The sequence below is a fragment of the Pseudoalteromonas sp. PPB1 genome (assembly GCF_015356275.1).
Lineage (GTDB): Bacteria > Pseudomonadota > Gammaproteobacteria > Enterobacterales > Alteromonadaceae > Pseudoalteromonas > Pseudoalteromonas rubra_D.
The window spans coordinates 125,553-148,277 of the sequence record NZ_JACEQV010000005.1 but is presented as its reverse complement, the minus strand read 5'-3'; the positions used below and the strand labels follow the sequence as shown (position 1 = coordinate 148,277).

Genomic DNA, 22,725 nt, shown 5'->3' with positions numbered 1-22,725 from the left:
GTTCAAATTATGCAAGTACTCAGACCCATTTCAAACAAAGACTTTGCAGCTTTGAAAACCATTGCGATTGAATCTGGTCATGGATTCACGTCGCTGCCGGTAGACGATGATTTGCTGAGCAGTAAAATTGCACGCTCAGAGCAGAGCTTTGATAAAACAGTTAAGCAACCGCAGGACGAAGGCTATTTATTTGTCCTTGAAGACAGTGACACGGGTGAGATCCTGGGCACAACTGCAATAGAAGCCGCGGTTGGTATGCAAACACCTTTGTACCACTATCATTTGGGCAAAACAGTCCACCATTCACGCACTCTGAATGTTTACAACACAGTAGATATTCTGAGTATGTGTAATGATTATACTGGTGCATCCGAGATCTGTACGCTTTTCCTCAGGGAAGCGTTTCGTCAGGGTCTTGCTGGTCGTTTTTTATCTCGCTCTCGTTTTAACTTTATGGCATTACATGCCGACCGTTTCAGCGATACGGTGATTGCAGAGATGCGTGGTGTCAGCGATGAAGATGGACACTCTCCTTTCTGGCAATGGCTACAGGAACATTTCTTCAGCATCGAATTCCCGCAAGCGGACCACCTGGTTGGACTAGGAGACAAAGTATTCATCAGTGAACTGATGCCTAAATACCCAATTTATGCCAACTTGCTTAGCAAAAAAGCGCAAGCTGTCATCGGTCAGGTACACGAGAAAACTAAGCCTGCCCTGCGCCTGCTGGAAAAAGAAGGCTTTGAACATCGGGGCTACGTAGACCTGTTTGATGCTGGCCCTACCGTCGAGTCCAGATTACATAACATTAAAACAGTACGAGAAACCAAACGTGGCAAAGCACAAATTGTGGAGTCAGGTGAATTAGACACCGTGAATGGTGAAACCTGGTCAGTATCCAATTGTCGTTTAGCAGATTTTCGCGCCACCTTTGATACTCGCGTCAGCTGGTGTGCTGAAAGCAGCTCATTCAGGATCACTGCCGACATTGCATCTGCACTGAAGATTGTCGACGGTGAAGAGATCAGCGGATTCTTACTGTGAAATACTTTCGAGCGTCAGGGCAGTAAAACACATTTTGCACTAACCTGATGTTCCAACCGAATTAAACAATTGCGTCGTGCTTAGTCGTAATATTTAACGCGGCTAAGCCGCCTTTTTAAGGATTGTCATTATGCACAACAATGTAGATAGCTTATTTGAAAAACTATGGAATAACTACCTTGAAGTTACTCCATCAGCCGTAAAGGTCCATGAACTACTTGGCTCTACGCAACAAGATGATGTGATCAACGACCACATTGCTCTGCGTACCTTTAACCATGAGAAAATTGGTCTGGAAAAGCTGGCTGCGCATTTCAAAGCGGTGGGCTATACAGAATGCGGTGAATATCACTTCGAAGCCAAAAAGTTATACGCCAAACACTTTGAGCACAGCGATCCGACTAAACCAAAAGTATTCATTTCTGAGCTTCTGGTAGAAAAGTGTTCACCTGAGCTGCAAGCTATCGTTAACGAGCTGGTCGAACAAATCGATGAGCAAGCAGTTAGCGCTGAAAACTTCCTATATTCAGGCACGCATTGGCAAGTTAGCCATGAAACCTACAAACAACTTTTGGCTGAGTCTGAATATGCAGCATGGATGGCAGCCTGGGGCTACCGTGCAAACCACTTCACGGTGAGCATCAATCACCTGGCTAACTTTGAAACCATCGAGGCCGTTAACCAGGCTCTGAAAGATGCCAAATTTGAATTGAACGCATCAGGTGGCGAAATCAAAGGTTCACCAGAAGTGTTACTTGAGCAATCTTCTACGCTTGCTGACCAGCATGCGGTTGCTTTCAGCGACGGTGAATTCAGCATCCCAAGCTGTTTTTATGAATTTGCCCTGCGCTACAATAAACCAGATGGCGAGATCTACACAGGCTTTGTTGCAGCATCAGCTGACAAGATTTTTGAAAGTACTAACGCGCGTTAAGCGAGCTATCACAGTAACTTGTCAAAGCAGTCGTTCGACTGCTTTTTTTTGCCTGAGTCGTTCGACTGCTTTACTTATTATCTGAACAAGCTATTTCCTCTGTCAGATCAATCCCACGCATTAAAAACTATGTCAGTATACAGTAATACTCAGGTTGTCCAGGCACGCATTTCAGGCTACGTTTTTAGCTATCGTCCTACAACCTTAACGAAACTGTCATTTATGTAAGCTAGCGTAGATGTTGTGTAGCTGACAACGTATTGCGGTCATGACAGTGAAACTGCCAATGAGGTACAGCTGTGAATATTGAACCTAAGTTAAGTGTGCTGCTAAATCGCCAGATGTCGGTCAAAGCCCCCATGGAACATCCGGCATTGGATGACAAGAAAGCGTATCGACGAGCGCTAAAGTACTGGCAAAATGAGCTATTACATGTACAACAAGCCTATTACCATCAGGGTCGCCGCGCATTGATCGTGTTCGAAGGCTGGGACGCAGCCGGAAAAGGCGGCGCAATTCGTCGCATTACCGAACGACTTGATCCAAGAGGTTATCAAGTATTTCCCATCAGCGCGCCAAAACCAGAAGAACAAAGTAAACATTATCTCTATCGTTTTTACAATAAACTGCCAAAAGCAGGCACCCTGACCATTTTTGATCGCTCCTACTACGGCCGGGTATTAGTCGAACGCATTGAAGCGTTTGCCACCCGGAATGAATGGCAACGCGCCTATCAGGAAATTAATGAATTTGAGCGCCTTCTCTATGACGACAAGGTAAAAGTCGTTAAGTTGTTCTTGCATATCAGCGCCGAAGAACAGCTTAAGCGCTTTGAAGAACGTCTCAATAATCCTTACAAACGCTGGAAACTAACTGAAGAAGATATTCGCAACCGCAACAGGCGTGACGATTATGAGCAAGCCATAGATGACATGTTTGCCCAAACCGACACCCAACAGGCCCCCTGGCATCTGGTACTCGGAGAGCATAAATGGTATACCCGGGTGGAAGTATTGAAAACGCTTGTAAAAACACTTAGTGAAGGGGTAGATACAACTCCCCCACCGGTAGACCCGAATGTGGTCAGACTGGCAAAAGAGCATTTAGGTATCAAACACAAGAGGAAGGACTAATGGAAAGAGCAGATATACTCGGTCAGTACTTTGACCAGCATGATGGCACTCACCCTAACATGGCGTTGCCAAAGCACAGCAAAATGGCCGCCAGCGCATTTCGCTTTTTCCGCGGCAGTGCTCCGTTGATGTACCGGGATATGGCAAATGACGTCATTGCATTGCCTCAGTCGCTTTTTGAGCTTCCACTCACCAATGTGCTCGGTGATTGCCACGCCAGTAATTTTGGCTTTTTAAGTGAAGAAGGCTCACATGGCGAAACATTGGTTTTTTCACCTAACGACTTTGATGACGCCTGTGTTGGCCATGCAGTTTGGGACTTGTTTCGATTTCTTGTCAGCTTACCTCTGGCCCAGCAAGAAGGCGCCCTGCTACAGAGCACAAGCGAAGACCTAAAGCTCAGACAAAAACCCCTGGCAGATAAAGCGCAAGTGCTTCAGGCCCAGCACACCTTCATCGACAGCTATGTGGCCACCTGTGAAGCGTCGTTGCGCGGGGAAAACAATAATCAAAGCGCACTCACTGAGTTCAGTCAGGAGCACATTTTACATAAACGCTGGCAAAAAGGCTTACAGCGTCTGGTTGGAGGCGCAGCCTTCAACCTCAAAAGCAGCCTGGCGAAAGAGGTTGACTTAAACAATCCTCCGCTCAGATTTAAGGAAGCCGATGAAAAGTTTTCACGGCTACATGAAGATTTTCGCACTACACTGCTCGAATATTTCCGGCCTTATGTCGACGATGAGATTATCGACTGCGTTGAACGCCTGGACGCCGGAACAGGGTCAAACAACTTAAAACGTTATTACCTGCTCGTAGGCCCTAAATTTTGCTCATCTGCAGAGTTGTATCATATTGTCGAAGTCAAACAGCAACAACTTGCCGCACCATTGCACTATTACACCGATCTAAGTCCAACAAACCGGCTTAATCACGCTCACCTGACCGTTAACTGTCAACGCAAGATGCAACGTCGGCCTGACCTGGTTTTGGACGATGCTCTGTGGCAAGGTACTCACTGGCTGGTGCGCTCTCGTCATCATGCACGTGTTGGCATTGATCCCGAGCATATTGTGCTTGGCAAACGCGCAGCACAGAGAAACGGCTTAAGCCAATATGCTGAAGCCTGCGCTACAGCACTGGCTTACGCACATATGCGTGGCGATCGTCGCTCATTGATGTTTCAGCAAGTCGTCGCTGATATTTTACCCGTGGCCAAAGCCGAGCTACTTAACGCAGCAAACCTCTATGCCAATCAGGTAGAACAAGACTGGGGACTATTTTGCTCACTCAGAAAGTAATTGCTTTGGCATAGTCACAACCAAAAAGTCATCAGCCAGACGCAGCGTCCCCTGATAATGTGCTCTGGCTTCATGCTCTACGTCGTCGAGCATCCCTTCACCATGATAACGAACACTGAAATGGGTAAGTGTCAAAGCAGGTATATTGTGTTGTTGGGCAAACAACGCAACACGCTTGGCGTCACTGTGGCCGGTGTGTGTGCCAACTCTCATAAGGTCTGGGTGAGTAAATGTTGCCTCGTGAACCAGCATATCGATGTCGCCGCAATAGGGTGACAATAAAGTGGGCTTTTCGTTATCACCACAAATAATCACGACCCTTGGACGCCAACTAGGAAACGCATACGACGCAGCGGACAAATGTCGGCCTTTATAAATCACGTCCTCGCCTTTTTGTAACAAGTTATAGTGCGCCCCACTCGCTACACCTTCGAGCTGCAATTGTTTAACCCGAAGTTTTCGAGGGATCAGGGTTTCTTTAATCTTAAAACCAAAACTCGGTACCCGGTGCTTAAGGGGAATGATTTCGATATGGCAAAAACCGACAGTAATGGAATGATCGCTTTGCTCTATTGCCATCGTATGTAAGTCAAACGGCAGTGTGACCTGGGTAAGTGTCAGCGTCGACATGACAAACTGGATAACGGCCTGCGGTGCAATAAGGCAAACAGGTTCAACCCTGCCTGACATGGCCATCGACGCCAGTAACCCCGGCAAGCCATAGCAATGGTCACCATGGAGGTGACTAATACAAATCACACTCAAATGATAAGGAGACAAGGTCGATTTTAGAAGTTGGTGCTGAGTGGCTTCACCACAATCCACCAGCAACCAGGACTTGGTTTTCTCAAAACTGACGCCTGTTGCAGAGACATTTCTGCTCTGGCTCGGGCTGCCTGACGAGGTCCCTAAAAAATGTAATTGCAAAACTACTCCAAAAATATGAGCTTAGGCATTGATCCTGCCACAGCTTAAGTTAGAGTGAAACTAGTTCGGTTGACTTCATATTAACCGGTCAGTCAAACTTGGTTTGAGTATACTTGCACGCCAATGCACACAACAGGAGCGTAAGATGAAAAACGATTTAGACAGTCGCCAAATCCTGGCCGTTTACGAATACATCCAACAACACGGCGATGCCGATGAGAACGGCAAATTGTTCGAAGGGATCCGAGCATACTCAGACCCGGATGGTTACACAATATATTTAGAAGGCAGTGCGCTGCTACTCAGGTTTGGGTTTCACAATACCTATCACCTCGATTACCAGCACGAAAAAAACAAAGAAGATTTTATCAACAAACTTAACTTTATCTATCAAATGGCTAATGAGTCTAAAGAGTAACCTGTATTTGTCGGTACAAATGGCAGTTTTACTCATTTTGTCTCAGAATTTTTCAAAATTAACGCGTAGCTATAAAACAAATGCCCGATTGGTGGTAGAGTAACGGCATTTTTTATAATTGAGAAATTTGCTATGTCGAAGGCTGTAGAGACGTCAGCTGATCAATCCAACCCACAGCAAAAACAAGGCGGCCTGTTTAACCGCTTTTTAGCGACGGTTGAGTTCCTGGGTAACATGTTGCCCCACCCTATCACCCTGTTTGCCATGTTCTGTGTCGCCATTGTTATATTTAGTGGCATCGCCGACTGGATGGGCCTCAGTGCCATAGACCCACGCCCCGAGGGCGCTAAAGGTAGAGCACCAGATGGGGTGATTGAGGTCGTTAGCCTGATGAGTGCAGAAGGTCTACAGCGTATCGTCACTGGCCTAGTTACCAATTTCACTGGATTTGCGCCATTGGGCACAGTACTGGTTGCATTATTAGGTGTGAGTGTTGCCGAGCATTCAGGTATGCTTTCTGCTGCTATGCGTGGCATGGTAATGGGCGCATCCAAGCGTTTAGTCACTTTCATGGTCGTGTTTGCCGCCATTCTCTCTAATACTGCATCGGAGCTGGGTTATGTTGTTTTAATCCCACTTGCCGCCATGATCTTCCATAGCCTTGGTCGCCACCCGCTAGCCGGTCTCGCAGCTGCATTTGCCGGGGTCTCTGGTGGTTACAGCGCAAACTTACTGTTAGGCACCATAGATCCACTGCTTGCAGGGATCACAACTCCTGCTGCACAGATGATAGATCCAACTTACCAGGTTGGTCCGGAAGCAAACTGGTATTTCATGATGATCTCTGTATTCCTGATTGCTATCGTAGGTACCTGGGTAACAGAAGCGATTGTTGAGCCGCGTCTTGGTAAATACAACCCTGACGAGGCCAGTATTGATTTGTCCAGCAATAATATCGAGCACCTGACTGCAACAGAAAAATCTGGCCTGAAATGGGCTGGCGTCGCTTTGTTGGTTGTATCTGCCTTACTGGCGCTAACCATAGTGCCAGAAAATGGCATTCTACGTCATCCGGAAACAGGTGCTGTCGCCGGTTCACCTTTCCTAAAAGGCATCGTGGTCTTTATTTTTGTAACATTTGCAATTCCTGGCTTTGTCTATGGACGAGTAGTCGGTACCATGCGTAATGATCGTGACGTAATTGATGCTATGAGTAAAAGCATGAGCTCAATGGGCATGTATATTGTACTTGTATTTTTTGCTGCTCAATTTGTTGCTTTCTTTAAGTGGACAAACCTGGGCACGATTCTGGCGATTAATGGCGCAGCTATGCTGCAGGCGTTAAACCTCACCGGCCCGGAAGTCTTTGTACTGTTTATTTTGATGTGTGCCGTTGTGAACCTAAGCCTTGGGTCTTCTTCAGCACAATGGGCAGTGACCGCACCAATCTTCGTACCAATGCTTATGTTAGTTGGTTATGCACCTGAAACCATCCAGGCCGCCTACCGTATTGGTGACTCAGTAACAAACCTGATCACGCCAATGATGAGCTATTTTGGTTTGATACTGGCCGTGGCTACTAAATATAAAAAAGATATGGGAATAGGCACTCTGGTCGCGACTATGCTGCCTTACAGTATGTGTTTCTTTATCGGTTGGGTTGCACTTTTCTATATCTGGGTATTTGGTTTCGGCTTGCCAGTCGGGCCAAACTCTCCGATTTATTATCAGCCCTAACAAATTTATGCCAGCGCAAGCTGGCATTTTTTTTGGCGAATGTGCAAGGTTCTATTTGTTTAATAGTCGATGCTGTCCTACAGTCCTATAGGAATCGCCGAAAAGGAGTTTTAAACCTACGACATAAACTATTTAAGGCTAACCATGTATACACTGTTCTACTATCCACGCAATGCGAGTTTAGCACCCCATTTTGTTCTCGAAGCCCTCCAGGTCCCGTATCAGCTAGAACTTGTCGACCGAAAAAAAAATGTGCAAAGATCTGCGCAATATTTACGACTCAACCCCACTGGACGGATCCCAACATTGGTTGATGACGAGTTTGTATTGTTTGAAAGTGCCGCTATTTGCCTTTACCTCTGTGAAAAACATCCGGAAGGTCATTTAATTCCTACCGAAGCAAAACAAAAAGCAGAGTTTTATCAATGGCTGATGTACTTAACCACAACAGTACAGGCTGAGCTGATGATCTATTTTTACCCTGAACGTCACACGCAAAGTGCACTGATGTACGACGATATTGTCAGAACTCAGCAGTCTCGTGTTCAGGATATGCTGACTTTACTCGACAGACACCTGGCAGACAAAACCTATATGGTGGGTGAACAATTCACAGTCTGTGACTGCTATTTATTTATGCTTTGTATCTGGGCGGACGAACTAGCTAAACCGCCACTTCAGTTCGAGCATCTGGGTCGTTACTTAAGTGGTATTTCAAGGCACCCTGCCATTGAGGCCGTTTGTAAGAAGGAAGGGACGGAATTGGGAATGTATCGCTAAGCATGCATCGTCAGGTCTGGTTTATTAACCAGACCTGACGCGAGACATTACTTCTGTAACTTCAGCTGAGCGCCTTTCAGTCTCTGACGCACATTACTGATTTTGGAGCGATTTTTGGCTCGAGCTTCACCACTGGCCTGATTGCTCGGGCGGTTAGTTCGCGCTTTACGACGTTGGTGAGACGGCTTCCTGGCGAGATTTTCAATTAGATTTTCGCGACTAGCAACTTCGTAACCCGGCAAGTAATAACGCTGTATTTTTTGCCCAATCAAAGTTTCAATATGGATCAGGGTCTGCTCTTCTTCTCGTGCAACAAAAGAGATCGCCTGACCGGAATTTCCAGCGCGACCGGTTCGACCAATTCGGTGCACATAGTCTTCAGCAAGGTATGGTAAATCAAAATTAATTACGCGAGGCAGTCCATCTATATCGATGCCGCGAGCCGCTACCTCAGTAGCCACTAAGACTCTTACTTTTCCTTCCTTAAACTCACGTAATGCCCGGCGTCGTGCTCCCTGACTTTTATCACCATGACACACAGTGGCACTAATACCATCCAGTTCCAATTCTTTAACCAGCTGATCAGCATCATCTTTCATGTTCACAAAGACCAATACTTGCAGCCAGTTTTTCTTACCGATTAGTTCCGAAAGAAGCTCCTGCTTACGCTTCTGCTCAACTGGATAAACAACATGCCTGACCGTTTCCGCCGTGGTGTTTTCTTTCGCAGCCTGCACCAATTTAGGCTCGCGAAGTACTTGCTTTGCAAATTGTTTAACAGCTGTAGGGAAAGTAGCAGAGAAAAGCAATAACTGCCGCTCCTCACTAACCATGTCGATGACTTTTTGCATGTCCGCAACGAAACCCATATCCAGCATGCGGTCTGCTTCATCCAATACCAGATATTTAACCTGTGCCAGACTCACGGCACCAAGACGGATTAGATCCAGTAAACGCCCTGGTGTTGCAACCAGGATATCGACTCCCTGAGATAAACGTTGTGTCTGTCCTTCAATATTCACACCACCATATACGGCCTGAACAGTCAGCGAAGTATATTGACAGAAAGCCTGACAGTTGTTGGCGATTTGCTCCGCCAATTCACGCGTCGGTGCAAGAATAAGGGCGCGGGCAGAGTCCAAAGACTCCCCTTCTAGCAAACGGTGGATCACAGGCAGTGCAAACGCTGCGGTTTTACCTGTGCCGGTTTGAGCCGTGGCCAGTACGTCATGGCCGCGACGAACAACCGGAATAGCCGCTTGTTGTATCGGTGTCAGGGTATGGAAATTTAATTCATCAAGCGCCTGTAACAAGGCATCGGGAAAACTGAAAGACTTAAAATTCATAGCAAAAACCTGCGACCATAATGAAGGGCCGCAGATTATACGCTATTTACAGGCTTAGTGTCACCTGTGTGGGGTTAATATAGTTTCACATCAACAGGATTGATAACATCAGCGCTGCCGCCAACCACCATTTCAGTATCCAGCTGGTTGATCAATTCCATCCCTTGCCTTTGCTGGGTTTCACTCAATGGCACATAAGGCAGACGAAAAACAGGCATCGCTGCCCCAGTCATGGCGAGCGCAGTATTGATAGCAATCGGATTAGGCTCACAAAACAACCAACTCATCAATGGCTGCAGCTGAGTGTTCAGTGTTTCATTTGGGCTATCAATCAGCGTGCGGAACAGCTGCGGTACAAGGTTTGACGTGACTGAAATCACGCCATGTGACCGGTGCTGGTGACGACTGTCATGTGCCTGATCATCATTACCCGACCAGCAAGCAATCCCCTTTTGCTCGTAATGTGCGATCCGTTCATGTCCTGCACATTCTTTCATCCCAACAAAATTCGCATGCTTAGCAAGGGGCTCTATTAACTCAGGAGTCAGATCCTGTCCTGTGCGACCAGGAACGTTATAAATAAACGCCGGACCAATATCGAGTAAACGCGCAAAGTGTTCTGTCAGCCCTGCCTCAGAAGTACGACCATAATAAGGGTTGATCTGTAATGCGGCATCCATCCCTGAGGCGAAACCATACTCGGTTGCTTTAACGGCTTCACGCGTATTGTTGCTGCCGGTATTACCGACAATCACCAACTTGTCAGAGAACTTATTAACACTATGGGCAATCAGCATCAAATGCTCTTCCCAATTCATTAACTGTCCTTCACCAGTCGTGCCGCCAACGACAATTCCATCAACACCCGCTGCAATCTGAGCTGCTACAAGTTTGTCAAAGCATGCAAGGTCAATTTCACCTTGTGAATCGTAAGGAGTTTTAATTGCAGTAATTAAACTGGCTTTTTTTATCGTTTCTATGTTGCGCATACGGATATCGTTTAATTCATTATTTGGCGCTAAGTTTTATCATAAATGCCCCTCAGATCCGAGGGGGAAAATGGAAAATTTACAAAACAGCTTGCCTAACCTAATCAATTCAGCCAAAATGAAACCACTGTATATAAAACCAGTTATTTTATTTATGCGCCTGACTCACCATTTGAATACACATTTTTTCAGTGCAGAAGAGCTTTGCAGTACGCTTCGGATTACTGCTGAACAGCTAGTTCATTGGCAGGAAACCTGCATTTTCCCCAATGCCAGTTACAGTCTGGAAAATCAAATAAAGTGTAGCTCGTACCTTGGTCTCTATGAATGTGTTGAGCACACAGAATACTATCCAAGAGGCGCAGAGCAATGGGGCCAGCTATTACTTAAACATCAAGTTGAGCAATCTACACATGCATATGAGCTGTTTCAGCAAAAGTATATTCAAACTCTCACCAAGTGTGCACAACAGGGGCTGATAAGTCAGGACAGTCGCTTTAATGAAGACTTACCAGAGCACGTGCAACAAAGCTGGCAACAATTTCTGTGCAGCAAATACGGTGTTATCAGCCAAAATGGTCTGGTTGAAGAAGTTGTTTACATTGACTTAGGCCGGGCATTGGTCGACGCACTCACCGAAGAGCGCACTGCCGCACTTATCCCGGCTGAACACAGAACTGAACTGCTAGGTGCACTCAAGCTCTTAAATCGCGCGCTGAGTCATCACATGGAGCATGAGAAGCCCATGTCCATTCGTTACAAGTACATTGAGAGCCTGATCGCTAAATACGATTTATCTATTCGGTAATCCAGCATGCTCCCCCCAGGCGCTAACCGCAATCGGGGCACCTCTATCTAATGAGCCTGCTCATAGTGGGCTCTAAAGATTTCAAACGTCTTCAATACCGTTAGCTGATCCTGACAAAGTGCGTCATACCAGGCATCAAATTGACTATCGTCGTCTTGTTCACTCAAGGCAAGATATTGTGCCAGTAGCTCGATAATATCGCCATGGGTGCAACTTAGGTTGTCCAGCTGCTTTAATTGTTCTGAATGATCTTTATTTTGTAGTTCAGCGATGACGCCGTTATCCAATTGTTGTGTTTTGTCCATCGTGACGAATTCCTGTTTCTCAATCCATTGATAGTTATATCAGCCTAGTTTGGAATATCCAGTGCTTTATAGATCGTTCGCTCAATCTATCAACAATTTATTATAAAAAGTAATTCAAATTGCAGAGTATTGTCTCGATAACCCCAACTGTGAGGCACTTGATATCAATAAAAAAGGCGAGCCAGCATTAGCTGACCCGCCTTTTTCACGTCAAGTTTTACTTATTTACGTCTTCTGCGAAGCATTGCCAACGGCAAGCTCAGTAATGCTAGCCATGAGAACGAACCGGCATCGCCGTCATCGTTATCATCATCATTACCACGTAAATCTTTAATTTTCACATTAACAGTTGTGTGTTTAGACAGGTTACCGTATTTGTCTTCAGCCTGCACACCGAGTACAACAAGTTCCTGATATTCAAAATCCAGTTCTCTGGCAACGGTAATGTTACCCTCAGCATCGATATTGAACGAATCATCGCCATATACATGGAATGCTACCACTGGTGAAACATCTGCGTCCGGGTCACTGAATGCCAGCTGTCCAATCACTGTACCAACAGGAGTATTTTCGAATACCTCGAATCTCTGCTGCTGCTCAATTACCGGGGCACGGTCAGCAATATCAACCACAAAGCTAGTTGTTGTTTCTACTTCACCATCTGATGCAGTCAGTACTACGTCGCCACTAAACACTTCTTCAGCCTGGCCACTTAGTACACCATCTTTGAATATAAACCCAGGCACTTGTGACTCCATAGTCAACTTAATAGTTTCACTATCGGAATCCGATACCTTGCCATTGAAGTCCATAGTAAACTGCTCACCTAGCGTCAAGCGAATGTCCTCTATCGCTTCGAATACTGGTGCATCGTTCACAGCTTCAATGGTTAAGTCAACAACGACCTCTTCAGCAGCATCTGAACCTTGTGTTTTACCTGCTACCTTAAAGTGGTCTTCACCGTTGAAATCTGCGTTTGGCATATAGACAACTTTAGCAACGTCATCTCCCTCAACAACAGAACCAGTATCAAGTAATTGACCATCCATCATTAAGATACCAGACTCAGGCGTTTCAGTGATCTCAACCGTTACAAACGCGTTGTCTGTGAAACGACTTACCAGTGCTGAGGCAACGTTTAACTCAGTATCCTCTTGCGTGCTCAGCTCTACGTCACCAAAACTCGCCAGGGCAACTTTATATGCGCTGCGACCGTGAGTGAAAGCAAACACTTCATTATTGTGGAACGCGACTTTAGCGATGTTGGTGTTAGCCAGGCCTGAACCATCTGCAAACCAGTTTTCACCACCGTCAATAGAGATAAACACCCCTAAATCAGTACCGATAATAACGCGTTGTGCATTGTTTGGATCAACAGCAACAGAGGTAGCAGGAACGTTTGGAATATTTTTATCAATAGGCATCCAGTTCTTACCGCCATCTGTGGTTTTCCACACATGTGCCTGATCAAACGTAGATACGGTTGCATATGCAATCTGAGCATCTGTTGGGTCGAACGCGATGGCGCTGATCGTCGCACGCTCACCTTCTTCACCTATTTTGAAACTATGCCAAGCTTGCTCTGCATCTGCTTCACCTGCAGCGTAGTTGATGTAGATGTAACCTTCGCGTGTACCTGCAGCTACAATATTCTCATCCTGTGGAGCGATACCGATCGCATATACTGCACTGTCTAATACAGGGCTGCCTGCTGTCCAGCTTTCAGCCTGATTGGTTGTACGCCAAAGTTGGTTACCACCTATCCACAGAACTTGAGGGTTAGAAGGCGCCATTTCAAAGCGTGTAATGAATGGGAAGCCGTCACCAGTGATACCGTTAGTAGCTCTGTTGAAAGTCGCACCACCATCGAGCGACTTCTGAATAGACAAGCCTGTGAATTCTGAGAACAGAACGTTTGGATTTGTCGGGTCAACTGCAGTCCAACCACCGTCGCCACCGGAAATTTCGCGCCACTCGTTGAAGCCGCCGTCGTTACCAAGCAAAGTACCATTATCCTGAGTACCGCCAAAGTACGCAGTGCCATCAGGCATTACCGTGCCATGATAAAATTGCGTAACCGCATAACCATTATTAAGCGTTGTCCAATTCACTTTGCCTTCAGGGCCAGCCGCACCTTCCGCACCACAGATCTGAGCAAGGTCATAGCGCGCATCTAGGGCATTATCTGTGCGCTGAATACCACCATCGTTACCCACAAACATAGTTGTGTTGTTAACGCCATCATATGCTGGGTGGAATACCAGTGTGTGTTGGTCAGCGTGTGCATAGAGAGGGTGATCCATGTCGTACCACCAGATACTGGCTGGTACAAACGACTGTCCACCATCATCTGAACGGAATAGATCGATACCACCGGTCCACACTACGTCTGGATTAGATGGATCTACAGCGATGATATTGTCGTACCAACCCTGGTTGTAAAATTGAGGATCTGGTCCATATCCACACTGCGGGAACAAGCCGTAAACTGTATTACTAAGCAATAATTTGCTGTATGTATCTGCAGAGTCACGCGTCACAGTCGCATTCCACGTCAAACCCATGTCTTCGGATTTGTAAACCGCTTCCATACCATGGTCGCCGACATTCGCAAGCAACGCGTACATGATATTATTATCAGAAGGAGCAACAGCAATCGTTGAACGGCCTTGAGTCGGCAACTCTAGTACTGAAGACCAGCTATCACCACCATCAGCACTGCGATGCATTCCACCGGTTCTGAATGAACCACAAGCAGTAACCAACACGTCTGCGTCGCCACCATCAACCAGTGTCAGATCAGTACACCCTACCGCGGCAGCTTCAGCCACAAACACAGTTTCCCAGCTTGCACCACTATCTGTAGAGCGCTGTACACCACCACGAGTAGCAGCATATAAAGTCGCAGGGTCATTTTTGCTGAAGACAATCTTGTTGGTATACTGGAATAGCTCATTGCCTGCGGTTGACTCTAGCTGCTCCCAGGTCGCACCACCATCAGTCGATTTGAAAATACCATCACCACGAATAGCGTCAGCGTTGAAGAAGCCTTCGCCCGTTCCAGCATAGATTGTATTTGGATCATTCGGCGCAAATGTCAGCGTAGTTACTGCAAGGTTGGTCGCCAAATCGCTTAGAGGCTGCCATGATTGACCTGCATCTGTCGTTTTCCATACACCACCTGCAACACCAGCTGTATACATGATGTCATGCTCTGTCGGGTGGATAATCAACGTTCTAGTACGACCACCAATGTTACCTGGTCCTAACTCTTCCCATTCACCCAGTTCACGATTCACGCCATCTATCGAGTTCAAACGTGGTGCATAATCAAATACAACGCTGTTTTCTGCCAAAGAGAAACGCGTCATCGTTTTGATGTGCTCTAACGCTTTAGAATACTTTTCAGTAGGCAGTGTTTCAGCCCCTTTAGGCAAACGCTGCGAAATATAAAACTCTTGTGCCTCTTTGGGTTTGTCATAGCGTTTTGGTGAGTTGGCTTTTTTCTCCGCTTTGGCAGCCAGATAGTCCGCTTTTTGTTCGTAGATACTTGGTTGCGCATTTTGATACGCCAGATAGCTGGCACCACCCAGTGCGATTGCAACAGCCAGGCTCACAGGATGTAAGAGTTTCATATTTTTCCCTTGTAAGAGTAGTTATAGTTTTAATTGATTGTAAGTAAACAGATACGTCAGTTTAGCGTTGTACCGTTTACACCCCAAAACGTCAATAAAGTTAAGCACAAATGTAGAAAGTTACAAACAATGTGGTTTCACCGCATTTAACTTAACCCCGTTATCAATTAAGGGTACATTTGATTGTAACAATAACAGAATTTCATCAAATATGAATGATTTCTTAACGAGTCAAAGCAGTCAATTTAGGGTTAGCAGTACATGATCCAGGTTTTACTTTTATCTACGATCGCAGCGCAAGGCAGCGCCATTGAAACCATTGAAGTAATAGGCGGTAAAAATTTACTTGCATCAGAGCCATTTACAAACATTAACATTTCTCATGTCAGCAAGGAGGATTTGCATGGAGCAAGCAACACTATTGCAGATTGGGTAGTCCAGGTTCCGGGGGTGTCCCTGAATGGCCAGGGTGGACTTTATCAGAGCTATAGTATTAGGGGTCTAAGCCGCTGGCGAGTCAGAACTGAGGTGAATGGTATAGTCCTCCTGACCGACCGTCGCGCTGGTAACTCAGCTTCGTTTATTGATCCGGGCTTGCTGCAACTTGCTAGTGTGCAAAAAGGCCCGGCAGCCATGCTATATGGATCAGAAGCAATTGGCGGTGTTATCGCTATGAACTCTGTTCAGGGCGAGCAAGATACACTAGAGCTGGGCTATGAAGATACAGGTAATGGCCGCCGTATTCTGGCCATTACGGGTAAAGAAAACTACAACCTGGCCTTCGCATACAGAAAAAAAGAGCGAAGCCATGCTCCTAATGGCGACGAGCTCAATAATGGCTATGAGCAATTTTCATCCAGCTTCAGATATCGTCATGCGCTAACAGAAGACATTGAGCTGAATATGTCCTGGTTGCCCTCCGTCAGCAAAGACGTTGGGAAAAATGGTGTAGCCTATCCTGACAGCCAGATTGCCATGTATCCGGAAGATCTGCATAGTTTGGCACAAGTCTCTGTGAAATCAAAACAGTGGCTGGTCAATGTGTTCCATCACTACCAAAACTGGGATAGCGATGTGCTTCGCATTAGCAAACGGCACAATCTGACCTCATACCAATCTCATACTCTCGGCGCGAACCTATATCACGAGTTTGACTGGCACGAGCTGCCAATTAGAGCAGGCCTCGACTGGACTGCCAGACGGGGAGTTTCAATTACAGATCAGGAAACCAGTCTCAAAGCCACTGACGATATAACAACAAACACTTTGTTGGACGGCCAACAAGACAACATCGCGGCGTTTATCAACGGTATCTGGGATGAGCAAAGCTGGCGAGTAGACTTTGGTGCACGATTTGATCACTTTGCTGCCAATAACTTCGGTGTCAGTAAGTCTGATAATCACCTAAGCCATAGCCTGGGCGTAACCAGAAAGTGGCAATCACACAGCGTGTCGCTCAATTATGCCAACGCATTTCGTTTCCCGACGCTGACAGAGCTTTACTTTAACGGCATCACTCCCAGAGGGAATACAATTGGTAACCCGCAACTTGACCCTGAAACCAGCCAGGGGCTTGAGTTGAGTTATCGCCACGACCACAAAATTGCCAAGACAACCCTGAACCTCTTTCATACCCGCCTGGACGATTATATAGAACGAATAAAGCTGGAGTCAGGAGACAGAACCTATCTCAATCTGGATCAGGCCAGTATTTCGGGGGCGGAAATATTAACTCAAGTCGAAGTTAACGACACACTGTCATATACACTGGGATACACACATCAAAAAGGAAAGAGTGATAAAGGTGATTACCTGTCAGATATCGCACCTCGCAAACTGAGTATATCCGGTCAGTATGCATGGGACTCATTCGAGTTTAAGCCCGCGTTAACCTATCAACTGGCAAAAAATCAGCCAGGGTCAGGTGAAGCCGAACTGGACAAAAGCTTGGTCTTAGATCTGAACCTAAATTGGTACATAGATGAAAGCTGGACACTGCGTGCTGGTGTGCTAAACCTCTTCAACCGCCTTCATAGAACAACCGCGGACGAAGATGCGCCATTTCATGCCGAGCGTACTGTTAAATTTGATATCAGTTGGCAGATTTAACTAAGTGGGAAGTGGCCGATATTGGCACTTCCCCTACCTCCTGAAAACGCCCCTACTCAGGGTTACTTCCCGAATAATAATTCCCAGAACCCAGGTGGCTCATGCAATTCGTGATACTCCTTTCGCAACCCGTCAATCTGTCTGAGTAAATCTTTGGCTTGTTGCATTTTCGCCTGAGCCAGCAACCCTTGCGCCGTCTGGATAACATTTGACACCTTATCCAGTCCCTGAAGGGATTGCACTTTTACATCAGCTTTGAAATTGTGCTGCTTACTTTGTTGGATCAAAAGCAGCATAGTTTCGAGATGCTTGTTGATCTCTTCCGCTTGTTGAGCCTCCATCGCCTGCTTGTAAGCATGTCCCATATTCTTCATCGTCTGATTCAAATCCTGACTTTGCTGTGCCACAACTGACGGCACAAAAAGCGCAGAACAAAGAAAGATTATCAACAGCTTCATTTTTCCCCCTTAATCAAGAATGGGCTAGTATATAAGTAAAAGCGCGGCAAACAAACTGTCGCACTGGCATCGAGGTGCACAATGAAAGTGTTAATTATGTCTGTTGTGCTACTGTTCGTGGCTTTTTCCCCCTGTGCACAAACAATCACTGTGACTTTCGTCAATCCAGGCCATAAACATACCAATCCAACTGGCGCATTCTGGCAAAATGTCACAAGAATCATGGAAGCCGCAGCACAAGATTTGGATATAGAACTCAGGACGTTGTACGCCGAGAGGAATCATATTCATATGAAGAAACTCGCACAGGACGCACTCAGTGGTAAAACCGACTATCTTATTCTCGTTGATGAAAAAGGCGTTATTACGGACGCACTGCTTACCGTACCAGGTGAGCATAAACGCGTCGCATTTTTACTGAATAGCCCGGATAAACTGGCACTAAAGCGCATCGCAGCCAAAGGCATTGGCGTACTTGGTTCCGTTACACCTGACAACTATCAGGCAGGTCGACTGCTAGCCAAACTGCTCCATGATGCTTTACCCAACAGAACAAAGCAATCAAGCGAGCGCTACGTAATGCTTGCTTTACTGGGTGATGTTGCCACAAATGCCGCAATTGAACGCGAACAAGGCTTGCTTGGCTACACTAATCGTACTTATGGAGTAAACCTGGTTGAGCGTATTGATGCACAATGGTCTGAACAAAACGCCTACGAGCTGGCATTTGGGCTGCTGCAACGGTTTCCAGATACCCGCCTTATCTGGTGTGCAAATGATGCCATTGCTCGCGGCGCTGCGCGGGCTGCATCTGAGCTCAATATGAGAGAGAATGTTAAGGTTGGGGGCATAAATTGGGATTTAGGTCATGAAAACGTCATCGATGTGTCACTGGGTGGGCATGTATTATTAGGCGGCTACTTGTTAACAGAGATTAGAAAATTCCATGACCGCAAGATTAGCGCTATTGGAGAGCAAAAAATTGCAATCTTTAGGCCATATTCAGAAAAATTTAGCCCTTTGTATCGCGCTATACACAGTGCTGATTTGAATGACATTGACTTTAAACAGTTCACCACAGGTGGTCAAAGTTACAATATTAAGACACTGAATCAGCAATTAAAATTTTAATTTTTTTATTCGAAATATAAAAAATAAAATGCCACACAAGTTGCATTTGCAACAAATTTCAATCTACGAACCATCCACAAAAAGTATAAAATTTCCTCAGCAAAATTTTCCTCATTTTTTCATTATTGACAGCGCTGGCATTCCCTGTTTTAGTTATAAGGGTTAACAACATGTAATATAGGTAAACTTATGAAAACCAAAGTTCTAACAAGCGTAAAATACTCTTTGCTAGCATTGGGTGTCACAGCAGCACTCGGCACAGCACAGGCGTCTGAAACACAACGTGTCATTGTCACTGTTAAAGATTCTGCAGTAGCCAACACGCTTCCATTGCGTGTATCTGGTGCCGAACTTGCTCAATTCAAAGCACAAGGTCTTGCTAGCATAGCTACACAAGCCAACGCCGAAGCAATTGAGACATTGACAAGCGTAAATGCGGTGGTCATGGAACTAACTCCAGAGCAATTATCAGCTCTTGAAGCGAGCGGTAACGTTGCGTCAATTGAAGTTGACCCTAAGCGTTATCTGCCACAGGTCACTGAGGGCTCTATAGTTCCACTTGCTGAATCTGTCCCATATGGTATCACCATGGTTCAGGCGAACCAGGTAAGTGACAGCAGTGCGGGTAACAAAAAAGTCTGTATCATGGACACAGGTTATACACGTGGCCACCCAGATCTGCCAAATACAGGTGTGACTGGCAATGACGGTCACGGTTCATATAATACAGGTAACTGGTATCAGGACGGCAACGGCCACGGTACGCACGTAGCCGGTACTATTGCTGCGCTTGGCGGCAATGGACAGGGTGTGGTAGGTGTTAACCCATCAGGTCAGCTTGGTTTACATATCGTTAAGGTCTTCAATGACCAAGGTCGCTGGGCATATGGCTCTGACCTAATCAAAGCGATTGAGCAGTGTGAAGCAGCAGGAGCAAATGTTACCAGCATGAGCTTAGGCGGCAGCGGCAGCTCGACTGCTGAGCGTAATGCTTTCGCATCAAGTGCACAGCGCGGCATGCTACATATTGCGGCTGCAGGTAACGGTTCAAACAGCTCATTTAGCTATCCAGCATCATATGATGCAGTCGTCTCGGTCGCAGCCGTCGACAGCTCTGAGCGCGTTGCGTCTTTCTCACAATATAACAGCCAGGTAGAAATTGCAGGCCCAGGCGTGAGCGTAAATTCAACGTGGAATGACCAAGGCTACAAGAGCATCAGTGGTACTTCAATGGCTACACCACACGTATCTGGCGTAGCAGCGCTGGTATGGAGTAACTTCCCTCAGTGTAGCGCGGACCAAATCCGCTCGGCGCTTAATGCAACAGCCAAAGACAAAGGTTCTGCCGGACGTGACAACTACTACGGTCACGGTATCGTACAGGCTAAAGCCGCCTATGATTATCTGGTAAATGCGGGATGTGGCGGTCAGCCAGTTTTGGTTGCGGATTTCAACGCGACATCAAACGGCCTGAGTGTTCAATTTAGCAACAAATCAAGCGCTGGAACTTACAGCTGGAGCTTTGGTGATGGTAACTCCAGCACACAAACCAGCCCAAGCCATACTTACGCACAAGCAGGTACTTACAACGTCACATTGACGGTTAAAGGCGCGAACAATAAGACCGCGTCGAAGAGCCTGAATGTAACAGTAACTGACGGTAGTAACGGCGGTGGTTGTAGTGGCGTTGAGGCGTGGAATGCCGGAACTTACTATAACACTGGCGACAAAGTATCGTACAGCGGCTACGAATATCAGGCAACCTGGTGGTCACTAGGTGCACGCCCTGACATTTTCAGCAATGTATGGCGCAAAGGCGCACAATGTAAGTAAATCAATAAAAGGCAGCGCTCATGGATGAGGTTGTCGCTCCTGGAGCAAGCAAAATAGCTTGCTCCTCAATTACAAAGAGACCGTGCCGACCAAAATCACGGCGATACTTAACCATTGATAGTGCCTCAGTGTTTCCTTATAGAAGTACACCCCGAGCAATGCTGCGCTGGTGATACCAATAGCACGTTTAATTGCCTCCATCACGCCTGGCTGTAGCTGTTGCAAAGCCACCAACTGACACAACACAGCAAAGGCAAAGACTAATGCAGCTCCTCCCCATTGCCATTTATACTTCAATAACACGCCAGCACCTAACTCAGGTCTGAAAATCATCCCATTGATTAGCGCCACAGAAGCAGTAAGGAAAATCAAATGAAAACTCACCTCAGCATGTTGCAGGGCCTGTTTATCGAACACGATGCACATCCCCCAACACAAGGCTGTTATCAGGACATACCCGGCGCCCGGTTCACGGATCGCAAACCTCCCACCTTGCAGTATGAAAGAACCAAGTGTAATTGCACCTAAGGCCAGAACCTGAGCCTCAACGAGCGGTTCACCCAACCAAATCCAAGCAAACGCACCAGACACGACAGGTGTTACAGAAAGCATCGGCAACATCACAGCAATTTTGCCAACTGCCAGACCACGAATAAAACACACACTCCCAATCGCCGCGAGCAAACCACTTATCGTACCCGGAACGAAGTACTCGACTTCTGGTAAAGGTGCTTGCAACCAACCCCAGTAAATGAGGTAGCCAGGCAGTACCAGCAAACTGAAGATCACTGACATCAAAGGTGCACTGACCTGCTGAGCCAGTTGCTTTCGTAAAAAGTCAAAACAGGCCCAGCAAATTGCACTTATTAACGCACTCAGCATCACGCCTCACCAAGTTGCGCAAGGCATAATTCGCTCTGAGAAAACATGTAAGCGGTCAGTTTTTGATGATCGGGCTTCCAACCCATTAAAAAGCGTTGGAAATCAGCCCAGACATATGGCCATAACGCCCGCCAGCTTTTCTCTAGTTCGGCAATTTGCTCGGTCGACCAAACCCCGGACAAAGCACGGCCTAATTGCTCAAAATAGCTATCCAAACTCGCCAGTGATTGCATTTCGAGCTCTCGGCCACTGTATAAACTGGTCAAGAGTAACATTACATCAGCTACCCCAACTCCCAGACCAACATGCTGAAAGTCATAACCCAATGCCTGCTTTGAGCTAAAAGCAAAGTTGGCTGGCTTCGCATCGCCATGAATTAAAGTTTGATAAGGACAATCAAGCAACCTTTGGTTGATTACTTGTGCATTATTTTTAAGCTTGCCGGAAACCATACGTTCGAATTCATCCGGACGCGTGTCCAGATGCCAGTAGTTTCCTCGCGCAACCCCTGCCACTGCATCAGGATGGACAAGCCCAACCGCATGAAAGCGTGCGAGCCACGTAAGCATGTGATCAAGATGGACACGAGACGCAGCGGTTATATTGTGATACCCCTGCGCTTCAAAATCACTAAGCACCAGAACAAAAACCTCGTTCTGATGTGCCAACGCTTTAACCTCAGGCAATGCGCAAACTGCGATATAATGCTGCGCTGTGTGTCGATAGAAGTTCAATTCCTTCTCATAAGATTGATATTTTCGACGCAAAGAATGGGCGCTCTGGGTAATATGGCGATGCGCCAGTTGTGCTGGTACAGTGGCCACTTTGGCAACGAGCAACTCACCCTGATAAGTAAATTTATGAATGTAACCACAGCCACTCCATAATGCCTGGGCTTGCTGTGTGTCAGGAAGCATGGTCATAACATGCGAGACAAGTGCGGAGGTTGACATGGCGT

19 protein-coding genes are annotated in these 22,725 nt (G+C 46.5%); 11 read left to right on the top strand and 8 right to left on the bottom strand.

Annotated elements, in window-relative coordinates:
• Positions 1 to 9: 9 nt before the first annotated feature.
• The 4 genes from astA (at position 10) to IY568_RS06955 (ending at position 4,409) form a co-directional block, all read left to right on the top strand.
• The gene (gene astA, locus IY568_RS06970) at positions 10 to 1,044 is read left to right on the top strand and encodes an arginine N-succinyltransferase (RefSeq protein WP_194867168.1); all 1,035 of its coding nucleotides are present in this window, start codon (positions 10 to 12) and stop codon (positions 1,042 to 1,044) included.
• 130 nt (positions 1,045 to 1,174) lie between these two features.
• Positions 1,175 to 1,978 carry a DUF1338 domain-containing protein gene (locus IY568_RS06965; protein ID WP_125557078.1) on the top strand — a complete coding sequence of 268 codons (804 nt, stop codon included), beginning with the start codon at positions 1,175 to 1,177 and terminating at the stop codon, positions 1,976 to 1,978.
• A 341-nt stretch (positions 1,979 to 2,319) separates the two neighbouring features.
• Positions 2,320 to 3,111, top strand: a complete 792-nt coding sequence (locus IY568_RS06960; RefSeq protein ID WP_138538023.1) for a polyphosphate kinase 2 family protein — start codon at positions 2,320 to 2,322, stop codon at positions 3,109 to 3,111.
• Positions 3,111 to 4,409: a DUF2252 family protein gene (locus IY568_RS06955; RefSeq protein WP_194867167.1), complete on the top strand. Its 1,299-nt coding sequence runs from the start codon at positions 3,111 to 3,113 to the stop codon at positions 4,407 to 4,409. The genes IY568_RS06960 and IY568_RS06955 overlap by 1 nt, the downstream gene beginning before the upstream one ends.
• Here IY568_RS06955 and IY568_RS06950 read toward each other — a convergent pair.
• The gene (locus IY568_RS06950; protein ID WP_194867166.1) at positions 4,395 to 5,336 is read right to left on the bottom strand and encodes a ribonuclease Z; all 942 of its coding nucleotides are present in this window, start codon (positions 5,334 to 5,336) and stop codon (positions 4,395 to 4,397) included. The genes IY568_RS06955 and IY568_RS06950 overlap by 15 nt on opposite strands.
• 145 nt (positions 5,337 to 5,481) lie before the next feature.
• Here IY568_RS06950 and IY568_RS06945 point away from each other — a divergent pair, with 145 nt between their 5' ends.
• From IY568_RS06945 to IY568_RS06935, 3 genes are all read left to right on the top strand, one after another.
• Positions 5,482 to 5,754 (top strand): DUF3081 domain-containing protein, encoded by a 273-nt coding sequence (locus IY568_RS06945; protein ID WP_125557084.1) that lies wholly within the window; start codon positions 5,482 to 5,484, stop codon positions 5,752 to 5,754.
• 132 nt (positions 5,755 to 5,886) lie between these two features.
• Positions 5,887 to 7,491, top strand: coding sequence for an AbgT family transporter (locus IY568_RS06940; RefSeq protein WP_010381107.1), 1,605 nt, complete (start codon positions 5,887 to 5,889; stop codon positions 7,489 to 7,491).
• 144 nt (positions 7,492 to 7,635) lie between these two features.
• Entirely contained in the window at positions 7,636 to 8,271 is a 636-nt protein-coding gene (locus IY568_RS06935) for a glutathione S-transferase family protein (RefSeq protein WP_010381105.1), read from the top strand.
• A 47-nt stretch (positions 8,272 to 8,318) separates the two neighbouring features.
• On the opposite strand, the gene IY568_RS06930 is transcribed toward IY568_RS06935, so the two are convergent.
• Together IY568_RS06930 and dapA are read right to left on the bottom strand one after the other, a co-directional pair.
• Positions 8,319 to 9,617 carry a DEAD/DEAH box helicase gene (locus tag IY568_RS06930; RefSeq protein ID WP_194867165.1) on the bottom strand — a complete coding sequence of 433 codons (1,299 nt, stop codon included), beginning with the start codon at positions 9,615 to 9,617 and terminating at the stop codon, positions 8,319 to 8,321.
• Between the two features lie 74 nt (positions 9,618 to 9,691).
• The gene (dapA, locus tag IY568_RS06925) at positions 9,692 to 10,606 is read right to left on the bottom strand and encodes a 4-hydroxy-tetrahydrodipicolinate synthase (RefSeq protein WP_194867164.1); all 915 of its coding nucleotides are present in this window, start codon (positions 10,604 to 10,606) and stop codon (positions 9,692 to 9,694) included.
• Between the two features lie 154 nt (positions 10,607 to 10,760).
• On the opposite strand from dapA, the gene IY568_RS06920 reads away from it, so the two are divergent.
• Positions 10,761 to 11,414, top strand: a complete 654-nt coding sequence (locus IY568_RS06920; RefSeq protein WP_125557880.1) for a DUF6058 family natural product biosynthesis protein — start codon at positions 10,761 to 10,763, stop codon at positions 11,412 to 11,414.
• Positions 11,415 to 11,461: 47 nt separating this feature from the next.
• Here the strand turns inward: IY568_RS06920 and IY568_RS06915 are convergent, their stop codons facing one another.
• Both IY568_RS06915 and IY568_RS06910 read right to left on the bottom strand, forming a co-directional pair.
• Positions 11,462 to 11,719 (bottom strand): hypothetical protein, encoded by a 258-nt coding sequence (locus IY568_RS06915; protein WP_010381100.1) that lies wholly within the window; start codon positions 11,717 to 11,719, stop codon positions 11,462 to 11,464.
• Between the two features lie 221 nt (positions 11,720 to 11,940).
• Complete coding sequence (locus IY568_RS06910) at positions 11,941 to 15,354, bottom strand: rhombosortase-dependent cadherin domain-containing protein (RefSeq protein WP_194867163.1); 3,414 nt, start codon at positions 15,352 to 15,354, stop codon at positions 11,941 to 11,943.
• Between the two features lie 261 nt (positions 15,355 to 15,615).
• On the opposite strand from IY568_RS06910, the gene IY568_RS06905 reads away from it, so the two are divergent.
• A complete protein-coding gene (locus tag IY568_RS06905) occupies positions 15,616 to 17,463 on the top strand; it encodes a TonB-dependent receptor (RefSeq protein WP_194867162.1) in 1,848 nt (615 codons plus the stop codon).
• A gap of 62 nt (positions 17,464 to 17,525) precedes the next feature.
• On the opposite strand, the gene IY568_RS06900 is transcribed toward IY568_RS06905, so the two are convergent.
• The gene (locus IY568_RS06900) at positions 17,526 to 17,921 is read right to left on the bottom strand and encodes a cytochrome b562 (RefSeq protein ID WP_125557092.1); all 396 of its coding nucleotides are present in this window, start codon (positions 17,919 to 17,921) and stop codon (positions 17,526 to 17,528) included.
• A gap of 81 nt (positions 17,922 to 18,002) precedes the next feature.
• On the opposite strand from IY568_RS06900, the gene IY568_RS06895 reads away from it, so the two are divergent.
• Together IY568_RS06895 and IY568_RS06890 are read left to right on the top strand one after the other, a co-directional pair.
• Positions 18,003 to 19,052 (top strand): ABC transporter substrate-binding protein, encoded by a 1,050-nt coding sequence (locus IY568_RS06895; RefSeq protein ID WP_194867161.1) that lies wholly within the window; start codon positions 18,003 to 18,005, stop codon positions 19,050 to 19,052.
• A 189-nt stretch (positions 19,053 to 19,241) separates the two neighbouring features.
• Positions 19,242 to 20,885 (top strand): S8 family serine peptidase, encoded by a 1,644-nt coding sequence (locus IY568_RS06890; RefSeq protein ID WP_125557096.1) that lies wholly within the window; start codon positions 19,242 to 19,244, stop codon positions 20,883 to 20,885.
• Between the two features lie 69 nt (positions 20,886 to 20,954).
• On the opposite strand, the gene IY568_RS06885 is transcribed toward IY568_RS06890, so the two are convergent.
• Both IY568_RS06885 and IY568_RS06880 read right to left on the bottom strand, forming a co-directional pair.
• Complete coding sequence (locus IY568_RS06885) at positions 20,955 to 21,767, bottom strand: DMT family transporter (RefSeq protein WP_194867160.1); 813 nt, start codon at positions 21,765 to 21,767, stop codon at positions 20,955 to 20,957.
• Complete coding sequence (locus IY568_RS06880) at positions 21,767 to 22,720, bottom strand: phosphotransferase (RefSeq protein ID WP_194867159.1); 954 nt, start codon at positions 22,718 to 22,720, stop codon at positions 21,767 to 21,769. The genes IY568_RS06885 and IY568_RS06880 overlap by 1 nt, the downstream gene beginning before the upstream one ends.
• Positions 22,721 to 22,725 lie beyond the last annotated feature (5 nt).

Bases quoted from the DNA above. Each gene is read 5' to 3' on its own strand.
- IY568_RS06930 (WP_194867165.1), bottom strand. From the start codon at position 9,617: ATGAATTTTAAGTCTTTCAGTTTTCCCGATGCCTTGTTACAGGCGCTT.
- dapA (WP_194867164.1), bottom strand. From the start codon at position 10,606: ATGCGCAACATAGAAACGATAAAAAAAGCCAGTTTAATTACTGCAATT.
- IY568_RS06955 (WP_194867167.1), top strand. From the start codon at position 3,111: ATGGAAAGAGCAGATATACTCGGTCAGTACTTTGACCAGCATGATGGC.
- IY568_RS06890 (WP_125557096.1), top strand. From the start codon at position 19,242: ATGAAAACCAAAGTTCTAACAAGCGTAAAATACTCTTTGCTAGCATTG.
- IY568_RS06905 (WP_194867162.1), top strand. From the start codon at position 15,616: ATGATCCAGGTTTTACTTTTATCTACGATCGCAGCGCAAGGCAGCGCC.
- IY568_RS06915 (WP_010381100.1), bottom strand. From the start codon at position 11,719: ATGGACAAAACACAACAATTGGATAACGGCGTCATCGCTGAACTACAA.
- IY568_RS06960 (WP_138538023.1), top strand. From the start codon at position 2,320: ATGTCGGTCAAAGCCCCCATGGAACATCCGGCATTGGATGACAAGAAA.
- astA (WP_194867168.1), top strand. From the start codon at position 10: ATGCAAGTACTCAGACCCATTTCAAACAAAGACTTTGCAGCTTTGAAA.
- IY568_RS06935 (WP_010381105.1), top strand. From the start codon at position 7,636: ATGTATACACTGTTCTACTATCCACGCAATGCGAGTTTAGCACCCCAT.
- IY568_RS06940 (WP_010381107.1), top strand. From the start codon at position 5,887: ATGTCGAAGGCTGTAGAGACGTCAGCTGATCAATCCAACCCACAGCAA.
- IY568_RS06895 (WP_194867161.1), top strand. From the start codon at position 18,003: ATGAAAGTGTTAATTATGTCTGTTGTGCTACTGTTCGTGGCTTTTTCC.
- IY568_RS06900 (WP_125557092.1), bottom strand. From the start codon at position 17,921: ATGAAGCTGTTGATAATCTTTCTTTGTTCTGCGCTTTTTGTGCCGTCA.
- IY568_RS06945 (WP_125557084.1), top strand. From the start codon at position 5,482: ATGAAAAACGATTTAGACAGTCGCCAAATCCTGGCCGTTTACGAATAC.
- IY568_RS06920 (WP_125557880.1), top strand. From the start codon at position 10,761: ATGCGCCTGACTCACCATTTGAATACACATTTTTTCAGTGCAGAAGAG.
- IY568_RS06885 (WP_194867160.1), bottom strand. From the start codon at position 21,767: ATGCTGAGTGCGTTAATAAGTGCAATTTGCTGGGCCTGTTTTGACTTT.
- IY568_RS06965 (WP_125557078.1), top strand. From the start codon at position 1,175: ATGCACAACAATGTAGATAGCTTATTTGAAAAACTATGGAATAACTAC.
- IY568_RS06880 (WP_194867159.1), bottom strand. From the start codon at position 22,720: ATGTCAACCTCCGCACTTGTCTCGCATGTTATGACCATGCTTCCTGAC.
- IY568_RS06910 (WP_194867163.1), bottom strand. From the start codon at position 15,354: ATGAAACTCTTACATCCTGTGAGCCTGGCTGTTGCAATCGCACTGGGT.